The sequence below is a fragment of the Cryobacterium arcticum genome (assembly GCF_001679725.1).
Lineage (GTDB): Bacteria > Actinomycetota > Actinomycetes > Actinomycetales > Microbacteriaceae > Cryobacterium > Cryobacterium arcticum_A.
Genome location: NZ_CP016282.1, coordinates 3796087 through 3814002 on the forward strand (window position 1 = coordinate 3796087; position 17916 = coordinate 3814002).

A 17916-nucleotide genomic window follows, 5' to 3' on the forward strand; every position below is an offset into this window, starting at 1 on the left:
CGTCGTGATCGAGGCTTTCGGCGCAGTCCTCCCGGTCGCCGTCGCGGTCGCGCTGAGCCCGTTCCCCATCATCGCCGTTGTTCTGGTGCTCTTGTCCCCGTCGGGTCGGTGGGCGGGGCTGGCGTTCCTGGCCGGACGGGTCGTCGGAGTGGCGGTGATAGTTCTGGCCGTGTCCGCGATCTCCGACCTCATCGAACGCTCAGAAGAGGCGTCACCCCTCGTTGCGCTGCTTCGCGTGATCGTGGGCATCGCGCTCCTGGTGCTGGCGCTGTGGAAGTGGCGGGGCCGTCCCCGAACGGACGCCGACGCGGCCCTGCCCGGCTGGATGGGCGCGATCGAGGGCAGCTCGCCCGCCGGCGCGGCGCGGCTGGCGTTTCTGCTCTCGGTGGCCAACCCGAAGGAACTATTGCTCGGCGTGGGGGCCGGCATCACGATCGGCAGTTCCGGCCTCCCCCTGGTCGCGACGGTCACTGTGGCCGCCTGGTACACGATGGTCGCGTGTCTGAGCGTGATCGTGCCGGTGGTCCTCATCGTCGTTTCCGGCGACCGGATGCGCGGCCGGCTGGACGAGGCCAGGGGATTCCTGGTGCGCCACAACACGGCGATCATGAGCGTGGTGTTGATCGTCATCGGCGCCGCCCTCATCGGCGGCGGTCTGGCCGACCTGTGAGCGGTGCCCGGAGCGGGGAAGCTAACGAGGCAGGAGGAACTGCGCCGTGGGATCGCCGAGCGGCCCGGAAATCGTGCAGGTTGCGGTCTGCTCCGCCTCCGCCGACCCGAGGATATAGACGGTGAACACGCCATCGGAGTCCACGACGAATTTCGGGTCGTAATCGTTGGTCGCGGTACCGGTTTCGCCCTCGAGGTTCAGAGGGATCCCTCGTTCGAAGCCCTTGCAGAGCGTCCACGCCGTGAGAGCGTCGATCGGGGTGCCCTCGGTGCGCTCCCCGCCCCCCGGCGCGAGAGCAGTGAAGGGAGCGCTGGGGGTGGAGTCGGCGGGGTCGGCCTGCAACAGGTGGAAGGTCGCGTGCGGGTCGCCGAACGTCCCGAAGACCTCGCACCAGGAATCGGTCGCGGCACGGGCACCGACCTCGCCGATGAGTTGTACGGTGAAGCCCCCGTCGGTCGAGGTGATGTTCCCGGGTCCGTAGATCCGGGTGACGGCGTGCACGCTCTGGTTGCCGTCATCACCGAAGGCCTTGCACATCGCCCAGGCGGCGAGGGCGTCGATCGGGGTGTCGGCGGTGGGAGCGGCGGTCGACGGCTCCGTGGGGGCCTGGGTGTCGGCAACGGATGCGACGGGCGCCGGAGTCGGTGCGACCATCGGCGCGCTGCACCCGGTGAGGACGATCCCCGCAACAGCGAATGCGGCCACGAGCGCTTGGCGGCGAACCCGGTCGAATCGACTGTGTGAACGCGAATTTCCTGAACGTGAACTCGTCATGGCCCATCCCCCGCCCCGAACATCCGCAGTCCGGACAGCCACAGACTAGTGCCGGAGGAGCCTGCCGTGCATCCTTTCTGCGGTCTCCCGGGCGGACTCGCCGCACAGCGGCCGCGCACGGCACCAGCACGCGCCACAAACGCGCGCGCACCCCGGCGGATGCGGCGATTCACTGCGGGACGCTGCATGAAAACGCCGCGAGGGCCCGGATACGCTGGTGGCGGCGCACAGCGGTGTGCGTCGCACGCACGTCGCGCCCGCGGCACTCACGAGGACGGGAGGTTCCCATGTCGAATTACATTGCAGATGCACTGGTCGGTGAGCCCGAGGTTCTCGAAGACACAGTTCTCGAAGACACGGCCGCCACCGACCTCACCGGGTCGCCCGCGTGGCTCAGGCTCAAGCAGGCCGCCACCGCCCTGCAGGGCGTGCAGGCGCAGGACGGCTCGATCCCCGAGGCCGACGCTCACGCGGATGCGCGGGGCTGGGTCGCCGAGATCACGGGCGCGGTCACCGAGCTGGCGCCGCGGTTCCCGCACGACGCGGAGTACCTGGCCGCGGTTGTGGTGGACTTCGACCGCTGGGCGGCCGAGGACTTCAGCGTGCCCGACTTCTACGATTCGCTGATGGCCTTCCACCCCGAGCACCACCGGGTCGACCGCACCCGGCACCTCGTGGTGTTCCCGATGTACACCCAGAACGGCAGTGCCAACCGGCTGGTCGAGGCCGTGCTGATCGAGGTGATCTGGCCGGAGTTCGTGGCCGAGCTGGAGCTGGAGTACACCAACAAGCTGTTCGTGCCCATCCGGTTCCTCGACTTCACGGCCGGGTACGACACCAACTCTGCGGTGCTGTTTCCCGAGACCGTGGCCATGCGGCAGATCCCCACGTTCACCTGGGGCGCGATCTTCGCCGACCGCGAAGCCGCGAGGTTCCGCACCGTGGTGAGGGCCGCGGCCGAGATCACCCGGCTGGAGCTGCCTGCCGAGGCCGTGGCGCTGCTGGATGACCAGCACCTCACCGAAGAGACCTTCGTGATGTGGGACCTCATCCACGACCGCACTCACATGCGCGGCGACCTGCCGTTCGACCCGTTCATGATCAAGCAGCGGATGCCGTTCTTCCTCTACTCGCTCGAGGAACTCCGCTGCGACCTCACCGCGTTCCGCGAATCGGTGAAGATCGAACGCGACGACTCCGCCAGCCCCGAGGCCCGCCGGCACGCCAAGCTCGTGCAGTACGCGGTGATCTTCGACCGGATCTTCCGGTTCGCGATCACCGGCACGAGGGTGCGCAACTACGACGGCCTGGGCGGACAACTGCTGTTCGCCTGGCTGCACCAGCACCACGTACTGCACTGGACCGACACGGCGCTGTCCTTCGACTGGGACGCGGTGCCCGACGTGGTCGTCGCGCTCGGCGCGCAGATCGACCAGCTGTACTGGGAGTCGATCGACCGGCCGAAGAAGGCGCACTGGCTGGCCGCCTACGAAATGCTCACGAAGACCCTCACGCCCAACCCCGCGTCCACCTGGGCTCGCGGGCTTCCGCTCGAGGTGCTCGCCGGGCCACCCAAGGGCTACACCGACCTCGTTCTCGACGACGAGTTCCCGCTCTCGATGTTCTTCGAGGCACTCGACAAGAAGATGAAGTCGGTCATCGAGTCGACCGTGGGCATCACCGCGGATGCCTGACGCCGCCGGCACACCCGGCGCCGCCGGGCGCACGGTGCTCATCGCGGGTGCCACCAGCGCCGCCGGGGTGGCCGTCGCGGCCGCCCTGGCCGGCGCCGGTGCCACGGTGCTCGCCGTGGGCTCCAATGCGGAGCGCCTCGAGCGGGTGCTCGCGGTGGCGCCGGACGCATCCGTGTACGTCTGCGATCTGGCCGACCCCGACCAGGTGACGGCCCTGGCCGAGACCGTGCACGCCGAGCACGCATCCGTGGATGGCCTGGTGCAGCTGGTCGGCGGGTGGCGGGGCGGCGGCGGGCTGGCCGGCCAGACCGACGCGGACTGGGACTTTCTGCACGAGCGCATCGTCACGACGTTGCGCAACACCACGCGCGCGTTCAACGCCGACCTGCTCGCCTCGGCCGCCGGCCGGTTGGCGATCGTGTCGTCGGTGTCGGTGGATGCGCCCACCCCCGGCGGCGCAAACTACGCGAGCGCCAAGGCAGCCGCCGAGACCTGGACCCGGGCGGTGGGCCACGGCTTCGCCACGTCCGGCGGCACCGCCGCGGCCGTGATCTTCGCGGTGCGCGCCCTCGAGGGACTCGAATCCCGGCTGGCTACCGAGGTCGTGGCCCTCTGGGACTCCCCTGCGGATGCCCTGAACAACACCCGCCGCATCCTCGCTCCCTGACCGCGCCGCCCTCCCAGTTGCTCCGGCGCGCCACGCGCGTCAGGCGCCGCTGCGCGGGTGGCGCGCCAGGCGCGAGCCGGCGCCTGACCCGCGCAGGGCGACAGGTCACGGCAGCAGGATGACCTTGCCGTTGAGGGTGCGGGACTCGGCGAGGGTGAGCGCCGCGGCCGCCTCGGTGAGGGGAAAAGTCGCGGCGATGTTCGCGGTGAGCACGCCATCGGCCACGAGGCCGAAGACGGTGCCCAGGTCCTCCTCGAGGTGCCGACGGAAGTGAGCCGGCCGGAGCGAGTGACCGGACCACAGGTCGTAGAAGGTGGCGCGCTTGCCGTTGGGCAGGGCGCTCCAGAGCAGGGCCTGACCGATGGCCGCGACGAACGGCATCAGCAGGCTCCGCTGCCCGCCGAGCGCGGAGATGAGCGAATATGACACCAGGGCCCCGCCGGAGGCCAGAAGCTTCCAGGAGGCTTTTGTGATCTCGCCGCCGATGTTGTCGAAGACGGCGTCGACGCCACCGGGCGCGATCTGGCGCACCCGGCCCGCGAGGTCGGGGTCGTTGTAGTCGACGGGGGTGACGCCGGCGGCGCGCAGGGCGTCATGGTGCCGGGGTGAGGCCGCTCCGATCACGTGGATGCCGGCGTGCCGGGCCAGCTGGATCAGGATGCCGCCGACACCGCCGTTGGCCCCGAAGAGCAGGATCGTCTGCCCCGGCTGCACCCGGGCGGCGCGATGCAGCATCTGCCAGGCGGTGACTCCGTTGACGACGACGGTTTCCGCATCCGCCGAGCTGACGGTCTCGGGAACGACGACGCTGTCGCGTGCCGCGACGACGGCGTGCGTCGCCCAGGCTCCGGTCTTGGTCAGGGTGGCGACCCGGCGCCCGACGAGTCCGGCGTCACCGGGCGATCCGGCGGCCAGCACCCGCCCGACCAGGTCGTAGCCCGGCGTGAAGGGGAAGTCGGGTTGGCCGAAATAGCGACCCCGTCGCATGGCCTGTTCCGCGTAGGAGATTCCGGTGGCCTCGACGGCTACGAGGAGCTGGCCGGCCGCGGGCGCCGGCATCGGATCGGTCTGCAGTTGCAGTCCGTCGGGTTCCACCAGCCCGGGCAGCACGACGCGCACGGTGGTGGCCGGGGTGAGGTTGAGAGTGTTCATCGGGGTGCTCCTTGGTTGTGGTTGTGGTTGTGGTTGTGGTTGTGGTGATGGGTGGTGCTACGTGTGTGACTGATCAGTCACATTTTCGGGTATAGAAAGTGCCCGTGCGGGGCGCCAGCCCTCAGCGGGCGGCCTGAGGTCCGTTGTGACGCATGCCGTCGGTCAGCGTTTCGGCCCAGCTGTCGGTCAGGTCGTGCAGATCCGCCTGCACGATCAGGTGGCACAGCTGTCCGTAGGCGATGAACCGCTGCACGGCCGCCGGCTCGGCGCCGGACACCCGTGCCACCGCCCGCACGACCAGGGAGACCCCCGCGCGCACCGCCTCGCGGATCTCGGGGATGTCACACGCGCTCTGGGCGTGCACCTGAAGCATGATCAGGTCGCGATCGCCGATGAGGTCCACGTAGGCGTCGGTCATGGCGTCGAGGATTCCGTCGGGCCCGACCGGGCCGGCCGCCTCTCCGCCGGCGACCAGAGCATCGGCAACCTGTGCATAACACTGGTTCACCGCCGCCACGAAGAGGGCGAGCTTGCCCGGAAAGAGCCTGAAGACATAGGCCGGGGAGACCGCGGCCTTCTCCGCAATCTCCGTCACCGGGGTGGCGTGATAGCCCGCATGGGCGAAGACCGCCACGGCGCTCTGCAGGATTCGTGTGCGCTGCTGCTCGGCGGTGGACCTGGAACGGCCGGGAATCACACGTTGCGGAGTGGAGGTCATGTATGTGATTGAACAGTCACAAGTGCCGGATGTCAAGCCCGCGGCCGGAATCGGTCCACGGTGGCTGCGACCCAACCGGGAGCGTGCGTCGCCAGATACCACGATGCGACCCAGTCCGGGAGAGGACTGGGCCGCATCGTGGTCAGCTCGCTGCGCTATCGCCGATTAGCTCTGCGGTGCCGCAACGGGCTCGGGCTCGGCTTCAGCCGTGGGGTGTACCGGGTGGGTGCGCTCCAGCGAGGCGCCCTCGACATCCACGTTGGGCAGTATGCGGTCGAGCCACTTCGGCAGCCACCAGGCCGCGTCACCCAGCAGGTGCATCACGGCCGGGATGATGAGCAGCCGCACGACGAACGCATCCAGCAGCACGCCGACCGCCAGGCCGAAACCGATCGACTGGATCATCACGGAGTTCGAGAAGACGAAGCCGGAGAACACCGAGGCCATGATCAACGCGGCCGCGATCACCACGGTGCGCCCGGCGTGGAAACCGCGCTGCACCGCCAACCGCGCCGGCGCGCCGTGCGTGTACGCCTCACGCATCCCGCTCACCAGGAACAGCTGATAGTCCATGGCCAGGCCGAACAGCACACCGACCACGAGGATCGGCAGGAAGCTCAGGATGGGCCCCGGATCGTGGATGCCGAAGAGGAATCCGAGCCAGCCCCACTGGAAGACCGCCGTGATGGCGCCGAACGCCGCGAACAGTGACAGCACGAAGCCCAGCGTGGCGGTGACCGGCACCAGGATCGACCGGAACACGAAGATCAGGATGATCAGCGAGAGCCCCACGACCACGAGCAGGTAGAGCGGCAGCGCGTCGGCGAGCTTTTCGCTCACGTCGATGTTGCCGGATGCGTTGCCGGCGACGCCGAGTGCGCTCACGCCGTCGACGTCGAGGTCGCGCAGGTCGCGCACGAGCTGCTCGGTCGATTCGCTGGTCGGGCCCTCCTCGGGGATGACCTGGAAGGCCAGCAGCAGGTCGTCGTCTGAGGCACCGATCGGCGCGACCGCGACGACGTCGTTCACGGCCTTGAGGGCCGTTCCGATGCGCACCTGTTCGGCGAGGAGATCGTCATCGGTAATGGCCGAGTCGAGGTCGGCCACCACGAGCAGCGGGCCGTTGATGCCGGCGCCGAACTTGTCGTCGACGAGCTTGTAGGCGCGGTAGGCGCTCGAGTCGAGCGGCTCGGACGAGCCCGCCGGGAGGCCCAGGCGCATCGATAGGGCGGGAATCGCCACGATCAGCAGCACCGCGATGCCGGCGATCACGGTCACGACCGCGCGCACCGTGTTCATCGGCTTGTCGGGCGCCACGACCTTGACCTCGGGAGTGCCCAGGTGTGCGCGGGCCTTCTTGGTGAGGATCTTCGTGCCCACCAGGCCGAGCAGTGCCGGCGTGAGGGTGATCGCGATGAGGATCGCGACGAAGACGCAGACGGCGCCGACGGTACCCATCAGCCCGAGGAACGGGATGCCGGTGAGGTTGAGGGCGAGCAGCGCGATGAGCACTGTGGCGCCGGCGAACACCACGGCGTTACCCGAGGTGCCGTTCGCCAGGCCGATCGACTCCTGCATCGGCACCCCGTTGCGCAGCTGGGTGCGGTGCCGGTTGAGGATGAACAGCGAGTAGTCGATACCGACCGCGAGGCCGAGCATCACACCCAGGACCGGGGTGACGGAAAGCATCTCGATGGAGCCGGACAGCGCGAGCGAGGCGAGCACGCCGACGCCGACTCCGACGAGCGCATTGAGGAGCGGGAGGCCGGCGCCGATGAGCGTGCCGAGCATGATGAACAGCACGACGGCCGCGATGAGCACGCCGCCGATCTCGCCCGGGCCGAGGATCTCGGGGATACTGGCGGCGATGTCGTTGGACACCTCGGCCGTGACGTTGTCGATCCCGGCGTTGTCCATCTCCTCGACAATCGCCTCCTTCGACTCGGCCGGCACCTGGTTGAGCGAGGTGTCGAACTGGATGCTGGCGACGGCGGTGGTCTCATCGGTCGAGACCTGGCGGATGCCCTCGGTCAGGTCGAGCAGGTCGGAGCCCTGCTCGAGCGTGGCGCTCTGGGCCTCCAGCTCGGTGCGGCTCGCATCGAGCGTGGCCTGCTGCTGGGCGATCGCCGCAGTGCCCGCGTCGAGCTGGGCCTGCTGTGCGTCGAGCGTCGCCTGGGCGGCGTCGAGCTGACCGGCGGCGTCCGCTTGGGCGCGGGCTGCGTCGAGCTGCGCCTGGCCGGCGGTGAGCTGGGCCGTGGCTGCGTCGATCTGCGCCTGTCCGGCGTCGATCTGGGTGGTGCCGTCCGCGATCTGCTGGCGGCCGTCCACGACCTTCTGCGCCTGATCGTCGATCTGGGCCTGGGTGTCGAAGGGGTTCGTCACCGACTTCACATGATCGCTTCCGACGAGGCCGGTGAGCAGCTCACCGACCGCTGTCTTCTGCTCGTCCGTGAACGCGGAGTCGTCTGTGGTGGTGAACACGACGGTGCCCCGTCCGCCGCTGGCGGCGGGGAACTTCTCGGCGAGCTCGTCGCTGACCGCCTGGGTGGCGGTGCCGGGGATGCTGACGGAGGAGGTGAGAGTTCCGCCGAAGAGCGCGAACGCGCCCCCGGCAAGGCCCAGGATGACCACCCAGGCGACGATGACCAGCCACGCTCGGTGCGCGGAGAACCGACCGAGTCGGTAGAGAAGGGATGCCATGTGTCTTCAGGTTCTTTCTTGATGTCGGGTTGTCACTGCTGGATCTCGCATCGCGTCATCGGGAAGAGAGCTGGTCGGGCGGAGGAAGAGGGGGAGTCAGCTGCCGGCAGGGTAGCCGGCGCGGATCGAGGCGATCAGGCGGTCGACCAGGTCGTCCCACACGATCCGGGAGGACGCGTCGAGCAGCCCACCGGTGCGGGTGATCCAGTGGCCGGAGATCACGGCGACACCGTTCATCACCGAGCTGAGGAGAATCGCGACTTCGAAACTGTCGATCGCGGGGTTGCGGTCGGCGATCTCCAGCGAAAGCTGCTCGGTGGCCCGGGTGAAGACGTCGCTGAGGGCGTGCGGGGAGCGTCCGTTCTCGCGTTCCTCCGCGAGCACACCCCACAGGTAGGCCACCACGGTCGGGAGGTCGATCGCGCGCACCGCCGAGGTGATCTCGTCGAAGAGGGCCACAAGGCTGCCGTCGGCCGCGGGTGCCGTCTGCGTCGCTGCCCGGAAGTCGTTGACGACGTCGCTGAGCAGCCGCGTGCAGGTGGTCATGAGCACATCGTCGAGCGACGAGAAGTGGTTGAACACGGTGCGGCGGGAGACATCCGCTCGCTCCGCGAGCTCGTCGACACTGAACTGCGGCTTGCCCCGCTCACGAATGAGCGCGTCGGCGGCATCCAGGATGGCCTCACGGTGCCGCGCCTTGAGTTCGGCACGGCGATCGGGGGCGATAAGACGAGGACTCACATGATTACACTAAGTGCAACGACGCACGGGGTGCAACCGGATGCGTCGAGATCGGCGTGTTCTGTCGCGATCCGGTTCCTCCCCCGCAGGGCTGAGGTGCTCGGGGACGCACGGCGCTAGCGTGGTCGCATGAGCATCCAGACCCTCCCGACCGAGTCCATCGACCCGTTGGCCGACGGCTGGCGGCGGCCGCGCGGGCCGAGGTCCGGCTACCGGGTGGATGCCTGGGTGGCCCTGGCACTGGCCGGTTTCACGGCGCTGAGCCTCACGCTCACACGCAGCGCCGGCATCATGGACGAGGCGCCCTGGTGGCTCGCGGCCTGGTGGGTGGTGCTGATCGCGCTGCCGCTGGCCGGCCGGCGCCGTTGGCCGGAGGCCGTGGCGCTGGTGGTCTCGCTGGTGTTCGGCATCTTCGGCAGCATGGGGGTGTCCGACCCGCTCTTCTCGAGCATCTGCCTCTATGTCGCGATCTACTCGGTGGGCGCATGGAGCCACCGCCGCACTGTGGCCCGCTGGACGCGCCTGGGCATCATCGCGAGCATGTTCGTCTGGTTGTTCTGGACCCTGCTCGAGCACGCCAACCAGGCCACCGCGATCCCCGAGCTCTCCCGCGAGGGTTTCTTCTCGCCCTACGCCGCCTACGGCCTTCTGCAGGTGCTGATCAACCTGGTCTACTTCTGGGCCGCGTACCACTTCGGTGACACGGCCTGGCAGGCGGCCCGGCGCTCCGACGCGCTCGAGACCCGCACCCGCGAGCTGGCCACCGAACGGGAACGCACGGCCACCCAGGCCGTCACGCTGGAGCGGGTGCGGATCGCCCGTGAACTGCACGACGTGGTGGCCCACCACGTCTCATTGATGGGGGTGCAGGCCGGAGCCGCGCGGCGCATCCTCGACCGTGATCCCGCTGCCGCCGCCCGGGCGATCACGGTGATCGAGGATAGCGCCCGCACCGCCGTGGAGGAGCTGCACACCATGCTCGGCGCCCTGCGTGCCGACGAGAACGACTGCGAGGGCACCCAGCCCGCGCACCAGACCACCAGCACCCGTGGAGTCGACCAGCTCGCCGAGCTCGCCCTGGAGACCACCAATGCCGGCCTATCCGTGCGGGTGCAGGTGATCGGCGACCCCCGTCCGGTGCCGGGCACCATCGGGCTCAGCCTGTACCGGATCGCGCAGGAGGCCCTCACCAACACCCGCAAGCACGCCGGCGCGGGCGCCACGGCCGAGGTGAGGCTGCGCTATGAAGCGGATGCCGTGGAGCTCGAGGTCACCGACACCGGCCGGGGCGCCCGGCCGGCAGGTGGGCCTGGGGCCGGTGGGCTTGGGCCAGGTGGGCTTGGGGCAGGCCTGGGCCAGCGCGGCATGCGCGAGCGGATCGCGGCCGTGGGCGGCAGCCTCGAACTCGCCAACCGTCCGCGCGGCGGCTACCTCGTGCGAGCCCGGGTTCCCCTGGCATCACCCCGGCCCGGCGTTCCATCCGAGCGGGGCAGCATCGAACACGACAGGAACGAACACGACAGGAACGAACACGATATGAGCGCAGGGACGCAGGCATGACCGCGCCGATCCGGGTGCTCCTGGTCGACGACCAGGCGCTGGTGCGCGCGGGTTTCCGCATCATCCTCGAGTCCGAACCGGGCATCGAGGTGGTGGGCGACGCCGCCGACGGTGCCGCCGCCATCCGTCAGGCAGCGATTCTGCAACCCGACGTGATCTGCATGGATGTGCAGATGCCCGGCATGGACGGGCTCACCGCCACCCGCGCGATCGTCGCCGACCCGGCCAGCCGGGCCGCCGTGCTCGTGCTCACCACCTTCGACCGCGAGGACTACCTGTTCCAGGCGTTGCAGCACGGCGCCAGTGGGTTCCTGCTCAAGAACTCGACGCCCGAGGCGCTGGTGGAGGCCGTGCAGGTGCTGGCCCGCGGCGATGCCCTGCTCTCCCCCGAGATCACCCGCCGGGTGATCGAACGGTTCGCCGATTCCGGGCCGGCGGATGCCCACTCGATTGAGCGCGGACGTCCGCCAGAGCCGTCGGCCGTGGGCGAGCTCACCGACCGGGAGCGCGAGGTCTTCGAGTTGCTCGCGCTGGGCCTGGCCAATTCCGAGATCGCCGGTCGCCTCTACCTCGGCGAGGCCACCGTCAAGACCCACGTCTCCAAGGTGCTGCAGAAACTGCAGCTTCGCGACCGCATCCAGGCCGTCGTGTACGCCTACGAGCACGGGATCGTCGTACCCGGCGCCGGCAGGCCGCGCTGACCGTCGCTCGTGCGACCCAACGGCCGCTGCACTCGGCCGCGCGACTCCTCCACAGGCGGCAGCTTGAACGGGTTCTCCACCGCTGATTCATTGGGATGCGGGGTGTCAGTGGCTAGTGCTTCACTGTCCCTATGGCCACCTCGAATGCCACACCAGACAGCGCCCCGGACGACACCCCGGACGCTGCCGGACGCCTCACCGGACACTCCGCCACGGCCGGCGCTGCCGCTGAGCTGGACGACTATGCCGACCCGGTCGCCGAAGCCATCAGAGCGGTCATCGACCCGCTGATCGCCAACGCAAAGGTCATCGCCGCCGCGTACGCCGAGCGCACCCGGCTGCTGGCCGGGCTGGACCGCCTCGGCCACGACCGCTGGATCATCGCCGGCCTCGCCGGTGACCCGATCGAGTCCGGCCGCAACGACCCCGACACCCAGAAACACGGCCCGGCGTTGAACGACGAGGAGCTCGCCCGTCGAGCGATGGCCGCCGAGGTCGGCTGCGCGCTGCGGATGAACTTCCAAACCGCAGCGATGATGATCTGTGACGCCGCCCGCTTCACAGAGCAACTCCCCCTTTTCCAGCGGGCACTGGCCGAGGGCCGGATCGGCTGGGGTCACGTCATGAAGATGATGGAGGTCACGGCATCACTTCCGGTGGACCTGCCCGAGCATGTGCTGCCGCGACTGGAAGAGATGACGCTGACCGCGGCCGAGAAGCTCACTCCCGGCAAGTTCGCCAAGGTCGCCCGGGAACTCAGGGAATCCCTCCACCCCATCCCCTTGCAGGACCGTGTCAACGCGGGTATCCGCGAGCGCCGCGTCGTGCTCCGCCCCGACATCAACGGAATGTCCTGGCTCAACGCCTATCTGAAGGCCGACGAAGCCGCAGCGATCTACGAACGCCTCACCCAGATCGCCAAGACCCTCAACGACGAAGACGACACAGAAGCCAGCTCAGCCGACACGGACAGCGTCGCGGACACTGGCACTGGCACTGGCACTGGCACTGGCACTGGCACTGGCACTGACGGCGCGTTCACCCCACCGCAGCCGGACGCCATCGTGTGCCGCACCCGCGACCAGCGCCGCGCCGACACCTACCGCGACCTCCTGCTGGACGGCATCGGCGCCGACGGAAAACTCGGCCGCGGCATCCGCGGCACCGTGAACATCACCGTCCCGGTCCTCACCCTCCTCGGCCACAGCGACCAACCCGCCATCCTCGACGGCTACGGACCCATCGACCTCGAAACCGCCCGGCGCCTCACCGGCACAGCGACGAGTTTCACCCGCATCCTCACCCACCCGCACACCGGGACCATCCTCTCCGTCGACCGCGACTCGTACACCCCGCCCGCCGACCTTCGCCGGTACGTGCAAATCCGCGACAACACCTGCCAAACCCCTGGCTGCAACCGCCAGGCCGTCAAGAGCGAGATCGACCACACCCAAGCCTGGAACGCCGGCGGAACCACCAGCGCTGACAACCTCGTCAGCCTCTGCCGACCCGACCACCGCCTCAAACACCAATCCAGCTTCAGCACCCGCCAATCACCCGACGGCACCCTCACCTGGACCACCCCCGGCGGCAAAACCTACACAAACCCCCGCGCCCACGACCTCGTCCGCGCCGCCCTGCAACCGGTCGTGCCCAGGAAGCCGGAGGCACAGGGGCTCACATCACCACCTCCGGTGCCTCCAACGTCCGGGCCACCTCCTCTAGACGAAGAAGAGCCACCCTTCTAGACCTGTGGCTGGGGCGTGCACGGGCCCGGCAGTCACGGGGCCGGCAGTCACGGGGCCGGCCCTGCGAGGATGTTCTGGTGATGAAACATCGAGAACAGCGACGCCCCGACGTCACGGCACTCGACCTGGTCGGGGGTCCCGAGCGAGTCGAGATCCATCTGCACAGTTATGACGACGGGTGGCCAGGCTCCTATCTCGAGCATCGGTCGCGCATCCGGGCGGCTCTCACCGCATCCGGCGTCGATGTCGAACACCTTCTCATCGAACACATCGGGTCGACCTCGGTTCCCGGCCTGGCCGCGAAACCGATCATCGACATCGTCGTCGCGGTGGACGACATCACGGCCGAGGAGGACTACCTCGAACCGCTCCTGACCGCCGGATACGAGCTGCGGGTACGCGAACCCAGGCATCGCCTCGTGCGTACGCCGGCCCGAGACGTGCATGTGCACCTCTACGACCGAGATGATCCCGCAGTGACGGAGTACCTCCTTCTCCGGGATCATCTCCGCACCGATGCGGGCGACCGCGCCCTGTACGAGAGCACCAAGAGAGCCCTGCTCGACAAGAAATGGGACGACATGAACGACTACGCCGACGCGAAGTCCGACGTCATCCTGGCGATCAAGGCGCGAGCCCGGGCGGCTCTCGGACGCTGATCTGGTCAGGTACCTGTCTTCGCGGCCGCGCTCCCCGGTAGTGTCGGAGGGAGAGCCCGGAACCGGGTGATCCGGCACCCCGGGGCCCTCCTTCGCAAAGGAGCTGCCATGGTGCGTGTGCCACCACCTGTCGTCGTCGGCGTCACCTCGGGCCAGCCGGACGCGGTGGTGCTGGCGGCCTCCGAGTTCGCCGCAATGTTCGGCGCCGAGTTGATCTGCGCATCCGTGGACCCGAGCCGTTACATGCTCGAGGAGCTCCCCGATGGCAGTATGACCTCGGCCTCGTTCGACCCCGATTCGCTGGAGCAGCAGACGACGGTCTTCGATGAGGGACTGCGCGCGCAGATCGAACGCGTGCTGGCCGGACGGAAGGTCACCTGGTCTACGCGCGCCCTGGCTGGAGACCCGGCGAGGGCCCTGGGCACCCTCGCGGGTACCGTGCGGGCCGTGATGATCATCGTGGGATCCCGAGAACCCACCATCCGGCACAACCTGCGGACGTTCTTCACCGGCTCGGTGGCCGTGCGGCTCGCCCACGGCCAGCAGCGCCCGGTGGTGATCATCCCGCTGAACCCCGTGCCGTTCGGCACCGAACTGCCCTGGGAGGAGGCGTGAGCGCGGGTGCCTCCCCCCACCGCCTCCCCCGCGGGGCTGACGCGCACGCTCCGTCCCGCGGCGGATGTGGCGGCCTGCGGCCATCCTTAGCGTTAGAGTCACGCGACGAAAGGGCACCCATGCTCGAGATCAGGGGAATCAACAAGCACTACGGTGCGCATCAGGTACTCACAGATGTGGGCTTCACCGTGGGCAGCGGCCGGATGACCGGGTTCGTCGGCGCGAACGGCGCCGGCAAGACCACCACCATGCGCATCATCCTCGGCGTGCTCTCGGCCGACTCGGGCGAGGTGCTGCTCGACGGCACGCCGCTCACCGACGGCGACCGGCGCCGCTTCGGATACATGCCTGAAGAACGCGGCCTGTACCCGAAGATGAAGGTGGGTGAACAGCTCGTCTACCTGGCTCGGCTGCACGGCCTGAGCCCGGCCGCCGCCAAGCGCAACACCGACGACCTGCTCGAGCGGCTCGGTCTCGGCGAGCGCGCCGGCGACCTGGTCGAGGCCCTCTCCCTGGGCAACCAGCAGCGCGCCCAGATCGCGGCCGCGCTGGTGCACGACCCCGAGTTCCTGGTGCTCGACGAACCGTTCTCCGGCCTCGACCCGATCGCCGTCGAGGTGGTGCTCACCGTACTGCAGGAGCATGCAGCCGCCGGCGCCCCCGTGCTTTTCTCCTCCCACCAGCTCGACCTCGTCGAGCGGCTCTGCGACGACCTGGTGATCATCGCCGCCGGCGAGATCCGTGCCAACGGCTCCCGCGAGCGCCTGCGCGACCAGTTCAGCACCCCGCGTTTCGAGATCAGCACCGACGCCGACGCCGGCTGGATGCGCGCCGTCGAGGGCATCACCGTCATCGACTTCGACGGCGGAGAGGCGGTCTTCGAGGCCGACTCGGATGCCGCCAGCCAGGCCGTGCTCCGCGAGGCCCTCTCGCGCGGCGCGGTGCACTCCTTCGGCCATCTCCGGCCCACCCTCGCCAGCATCTTCAAGGAGGTCGTGCAGTGAGCACCGACATCACACCGGGCACCGACACCGACATCCGTCAGGACTCCCCCGCCCAGCCCCGCACCCGCGCCACCCACAGCGCTCCCGGCTTCTGGAGCAGCGTGTGGCTCGTGGCCACCCGCGAGATCACGGCGCGCATGCGCAGCAAGGCGTTCCTCATCTCCACCGGCATCCTGCTGCTGCTGGCCATCGGCTCGGTCGTGGCCGGCGGTCTGCTCAGCGCCAACCCGTCGAGCACCCAGGTGGCCGTGGTCGGCTCTGCCAGTGCCGTGGTCGGGCAGGCCGACGGGCTCACCGCTGTAGCCGCCGACAACGTGGCAGACGCCGAGGCCCTCGTGCGTGACGGCACCGTGGCTGCCGCCATCGTGCCGGCCGACGATTCGCTGCTCGGCGTCTCCGTGATCGCCCTCGACTCCGCCCCCATGGACGTCATCAACGCGCTCAGCGTCTCGCCCAGCGTGCAGCTGCTCGACCCGGCCGCGCAGGGTGGCTTCCTGGTCTACCTGGTCGCAATCGGATTCGGGCTGGTGTTCTTCATGTCGGCGCTCACCTTCGGGTCCACCATCGCGCAGAGCGTCGTCGAGGAGAAGCAGACCCGGGTGGTCGAGATCCTGATGAGCACCATCCCGGTGCGCGCCCTGCTGGCCGGCAAGGTGCTGGGCAACTCGATCATGGCGTTCGGTCAGATCGTGGCGATAGCCCTGCTCGTGGCCATCGGCATGGCCGTCACTGGTCAACGGGTGCTGCTGGCCGACCTGGGCCCGGCCATCGGCTGGTTCGCGGTGTTCTTCGCCTTCGGCTTCGTGATGCTCGCCTCGCTCTACGCGGCGACGGCATCCATGGTGTCCCGGCAGGAAGACGTGGGAACCGCCACCTCCCCGGTGGCCTACCTGGTGATGATCCCCTACTTCGCGGTGATCTTCTTCAACGACAACCCGCTCGTGCTCGGCATCATGTCGTACGTTCCGTTCGCGGCGCCGGTCGGGATGCCTGTGCGCATCTTCCTGGGCACGGCCGAATGGTGGGAGCCGCTTCTGTCGCTGGCGCTCCTGCTGGTGACCACGGCGGGCGTGATCCTGTTCGGCTCCCGCATCTACCGCAACTCACTGCTGCGGATGGGCGGACGGGTCACCTACAAGCAGGCGCTGCGCGGCTGACGCACCGATCAGTCGATCGCGTCGGTGCCGGTGATGATCCAGGCCCGGGCCCGTCCGAGCAGGTCGGCGTACGCGGCCGGAATCCGGTCGGCAGGCAACGAGGTGAAGTCGGCGGCGTGCGAGTAGCCGGCCACCCGGCGCACCGCTTCGACTCCGGCGAATCGCCAGGCGTCGCTGCGGATGCGGGCGAGCCAGGCGTCGAGGTCCAAGCCGTTGGGAGCGCCCAGGCGTTGTGGCCAGCGTTCGGCGACCACGGCCACGAAAGCGCTCCAGCTCGACTCGATCGCCGAGGTGCGGGCTGCGGCGAGGTCGACGGCATCCACCTGGGTCGCCGCGATAGCCGCGATAGTGAGGTTGGCCCAGAACAAACCCAGGTCCATGCCGGCGGGACCGACGAAGCTGAACTCGGGGTCGAAGACCTTGGTGGCCTGCTCGCCGTCTCGCACGCCGACCATGAGCGAGCCGGAGTGCAGGTCACCGTGGATGAGGGCCTCGGCACGCGTGGCAAAGATGTCCCGCACCTGCATCACCGCCGCGAGCAGCTCAGCGTCCGTGTACAGCGCGCGCACCTCGGCGTCGAGCTCGGGGATCCAGTGATTGTGGTCGTTCAGACGGTAGGGCTCGTCGAGGACGGCGTCAACCGTCAGGGCGCACAGCTCCGGGTTGGCCGCGGTCTCGATGAGCGCGGCGTGCTCATCCGGTCCGAGGCCCACGAGGCTCGTGGCCAGGGTGAGTTCAGCGCTGAAGCGCCCCACGACGGTGCCGAGGGTCTCGAAGTCGAGGGGAACCGGCTCGGCGCCGGCGACGACATCCGCCACCTGACGCACGAGCGCATCGCGCAGCACGTCGAGGTCGGAGAGGTCTTCCATCACCAGCACGTAGCGCTCGAGGTCGACCGGCTCGACGGCCGGCACGCTCGCCGGCGCGAGGTCGGCGAGCATCGCGTAGGCACGAGCCTCCGAGGCGATCCGGTTGGGATCGACCGGCCAGTCGGGACCGACGGCCTGCACCCACGGTGGCGCCTGCTTGACGGCCAGGCTGCCCAGGGGTCCTCGGGCGATGAAGACCCGGTTCATATTGCCCGCGGTGACCTCGTCGACCTCGATCTCGTCGGCGGCTGCGGCCAGGCGGGGCAGGTAACCGGCCCCGTCGAGGTACGCCACGACGTCGTCACGGTCGACCAGTAGTTCATAGGGGCTCAGGGACGAGCGGAGAGCCCCTCCCGCGATCTCCGACAGGTCGCTGGTCTGAGAATCAGGATCGGTCACGGGAGCCTCCGGGTGTCGGGCGGTGCACCCGTCGAATCGGGGCGGTCTGACGAGAATACCCGCGGAGCTAGATCCAACGTGATTCTCA

16 protein-coding genes are annotated in these 17916 nt (G+C 69.1%); 10 read left to right on the forward strand and 6 right to left on the reverse strand.

All coding sequences use genetic code 11. From position 1 onward, the window contains the following. Positions 1-4 precede the first annotated feature (4 nt). Positions 5-670 carry a GAP family protein gene (locus PA27867_RS17280; RefSeq protein ID WP_066598301.1) on the forward strand — a complete coding sequence of 222 codons (666 nt, stop codon included), beginning with the start codon at positions 5-7 and terminating at the stop codon, positions 668-670. 21 nt (positions 671-691) lie between these two features. Here the strand turns inward: PA27867_RS17280 and PA27867_RS17285 are convergent, their stop codons facing one another. Further along, a complete protein-coding gene (locus tag PA27867_RS17285; protein WP_066598302.1) occupies positions 692-1324 on the reverse strand; it encodes a hypothetical protein in 633 nt (210 codons plus the stop codon). A gap of 407 nt (positions 1325-1731) precedes the next feature. Here PA27867_RS17285 and PA27867_RS17290 point away from each other — a divergent pair, with 407 nt between their 5' ends. Together PA27867_RS17290 and PA27867_RS17295 are read left to right on the forward strand one after the other, a co-directional pair. Then, positions 1732-3138, forward strand: a complete 1407-nt coding sequence (locus tag PA27867_RS17290) for a DUF6421 family protein (RefSeq protein ID WP_066598303.1) — start codon at positions 1732-1734, stop codon at positions 3136-3138. Then, the gene (locus PA27867_RS17295) at positions 3131-3805 is read left to right on the forward strand and encodes an SDR family NAD(P)-dependent oxidoreductase (RefSeq protein ID WP_066598304.1); all 675 of its coding nucleotides are present in this window, start codon (positions 3131-3133) and stop codon (positions 3803-3805) included. Before PA27867_RS17290 ends, PA27867_RS17295 begins: the two co-directional genes overlap by 8 nt. 105 nt (positions 3806-3910) lie before the next feature. Here PA27867_RS17295 and PA27867_RS17300 read toward each other — a convergent pair whose 3' ends face one another. The 4 genes from PA27867_RS17300 to PA27867_RS17315 form a co-directional block, all read right to left on the reverse strand. Beyond that, the gene (locus tag PA27867_RS17300) at positions 3911-4957 is read right to left on the reverse strand and encodes a medium chain dehydrogenase/reductase family protein (protein WP_066598305.1); all 1047 of its coding nucleotides are present in this window, start codon (positions 4955-4957) and stop codon (positions 3911-3913) included. Positions 4958-5078: 121 nt separating this feature from the next. Beyond that, positions 5079-5675, reverse strand: coding sequence for a TetR/AcrR family transcriptional regulator (locus PA27867_RS17305; protein ID WP_066598306.1), 597 nt, complete (start codon positions 5673-5675; stop codon positions 5079-5081). A 165-nt stretch (positions 5676-5840) separates the two neighbouring features. Next, positions 5841-8375, reverse strand: a complete 2535-nt coding sequence (locus tag PA27867_RS17310) for an MMPL family transporter (RefSeq protein WP_066598307.1) — start codon at positions 8373-8375, stop codon at positions 5841-5843. Positions 8376-8471: 96 nt separating this feature from the next. After that, positions 8472-9116, reverse strand: coding sequence for a TetR/AcrR family transcriptional regulator (locus PA27867_RS17315; protein ID WP_066598308.1), 645 nt, complete (start codon positions 9114-9116; stop codon positions 8472-8474). A 129-nt stretch (positions 9117-9245) separates the two neighbouring features. Between PA27867_RS17315 and PA27867_RS17320 the strand changes: the two genes are divergently transcribed. From PA27867_RS17320 to PA27867_RS17350, 7 genes are all read left to right on the forward strand, one after another. Then, on the forward strand, positions 9246-10676 hold the full coding sequence (locus PA27867_RS17320; RefSeq protein ID WP_066598309.1) for a sensor histidine kinase: 1431 nt from the start codon (positions 9246-9248) through the stop codon (positions 10674-10676). Continuing rightward, positions 10673-11377 (forward strand): response regulator, encoded by a 705-nt coding sequence (locus PA27867_RS17325; protein ID WP_066598310.1) that lies wholly within the window; start codon positions 10673-10675, stop codon positions 11375-11377. Before PA27867_RS17320 ends, PA27867_RS17325 begins: the two co-directional genes overlap by 4 nt. Positions 11378-11508: 131 nt before the next feature. Further along, the gene (locus tag PA27867_RS17330) at positions 11509-13125 is read left to right on the forward strand and encodes an HNH endonuclease signature motif containing protein (protein ID WP_066598311.1); all 1617 of its coding nucleotides are present in this window, start codon (positions 11509-11511) and stop codon (positions 13123-13125) included. An 80-nt stretch (positions 13126-13205) separates the two neighbouring features. After that, complete coding sequence (locus PA27867_RS17335; RefSeq protein WP_066598312.1) at positions 13206-13784, forward strand: GrpB family protein; 579 nt, start codon at positions 13206-13208, stop codon at positions 13782-13784. Positions 13785-13892: 108 nt separating this feature from the next. Further along, the gene (locus PA27867_RS17340; protein ID WP_066598313.1) at positions 13893-14399 is read left to right on the forward strand and encodes a universal stress protein; all 507 of its coding nucleotides are present in this window, start codon (positions 13893-13895) and stop codon (positions 14397-14399) included. A gap of 119 nt (positions 14400-14518) precedes the next feature. Beyond that, positions 14519-15403, forward strand: coding sequence for an ABC transporter ATP-binding protein (locus tag PA27867_RS17345; protein WP_066598314.1), 885 nt, complete (start codon positions 14519-14521; stop codon positions 15401-15403). 32 nt (positions 15404-15435) lie between these two features. Next, entirely contained in the window at positions 15436-16560 is a 1125-nt protein-coding gene (locus PA27867_RS17350) for an ABC transporter permease (protein WP_066600259.1), read from the forward strand. An 8-nt stretch (positions 16561-16568) separates the two neighbouring features. On the opposite strand, the gene PA27867_RS17355 is transcribed toward PA27867_RS17350, so the two are convergent. After that, positions 16569-17828: a phosphotransferase gene (locus PA27867_RS17355; protein WP_167550864.1), complete on the reverse strand. Its 1260-nt coding sequence runs from the start codon at positions 17826-17828 to the stop codon at positions 16569-16571. Between the last annotated feature and the right edge of the window lie 88 nt (positions 17829-17916).

Excerpts from the sequence above, each read along its gene's own strand:
- PA27867_RS17290 (WP_066598303.1), top strand. The coding sequence starts at position 1,732 with ATGTCGAATTACATTGCAGATGCACTGGTCGGTGAGCCCGAGGTTCTC.
- PA27867_RS17300 (WP_066598305.1), bottom strand. The coding sequence starts at position 4,957 with ATGAACACTCTCAACCTCACCCCGGCCACCACCGTGCGCGTCGTGCTG.
- PA27867_RS17345 (WP_066598314.1), top strand. The coding sequence starts at position 14,519 with ATGCTCGAGATCAGGGGAATCAACAAGCACTACGGTGCGCATCAGGTA.
- PA27867_RS17325 (WP_066598310.1), top strand. The coding sequence starts at position 10,673 with ATGACCGCGCCGATCCGGGTGCTCCTGGTCGACGACCAGGCGCTGGTG.
- PA27867_RS17295 (WP_066598304.1), top strand. The coding sequence starts at position 3,131 with ATGCCTGACGCCGCCGGCACACCCGGCGCCGCCGGGCGCACGGTGCTC.
- PA27867_RS17285 (WP_066598302.1), bottom strand. The coding sequence starts at position 1,324 with ATGGTCGCACCGACTCCGGCGCCCGTCGCATCCGTTGCCGACACCCAG.
- PA27867_RS17310 (WP_066598307.1), bottom strand. The coding sequence starts at position 8,375 with ATGGCATCCCTTCTCTACCGACTCGGTCGGTTCTCCGCGCACCGAGCG.
- PA27867_RS17320 (WP_066598309.1), top strand. The coding sequence starts at position 9,246 with ATGAGCATCCAGACCCTCCCGACCGAGTCCATCGACCCGTTGGCCGAC.
- PA27867_RS17340 (WP_066598313.1), top strand. The coding sequence starts at position 13,893 with ATGGTGCGTGTGCCACCACCTGTCGTCGTCGGCGTCACCTCGGGCCAG.
- PA27867_RS17335 (WP_066598312.1), top strand. The coding sequence starts at position 13,206 with ATGAAACATCGAGAACAGCGACGCCCCGACGTCACGGCACTCGACCTG.
- PA27867_RS17305 (WP_066598306.1), bottom strand. The coding sequence starts at position 5,675 with ATGACCTCCACTCCGCAACGTGTGATTCCCGGCCGTTCCAGGTCCACC.
- PA27867_RS17330 (WP_066598311.1), top strand. The coding sequence starts at position 11,509 with ATGGCCACCTCGAATGCCACACCAGACAGCGCCCCGGACGACACCCCG.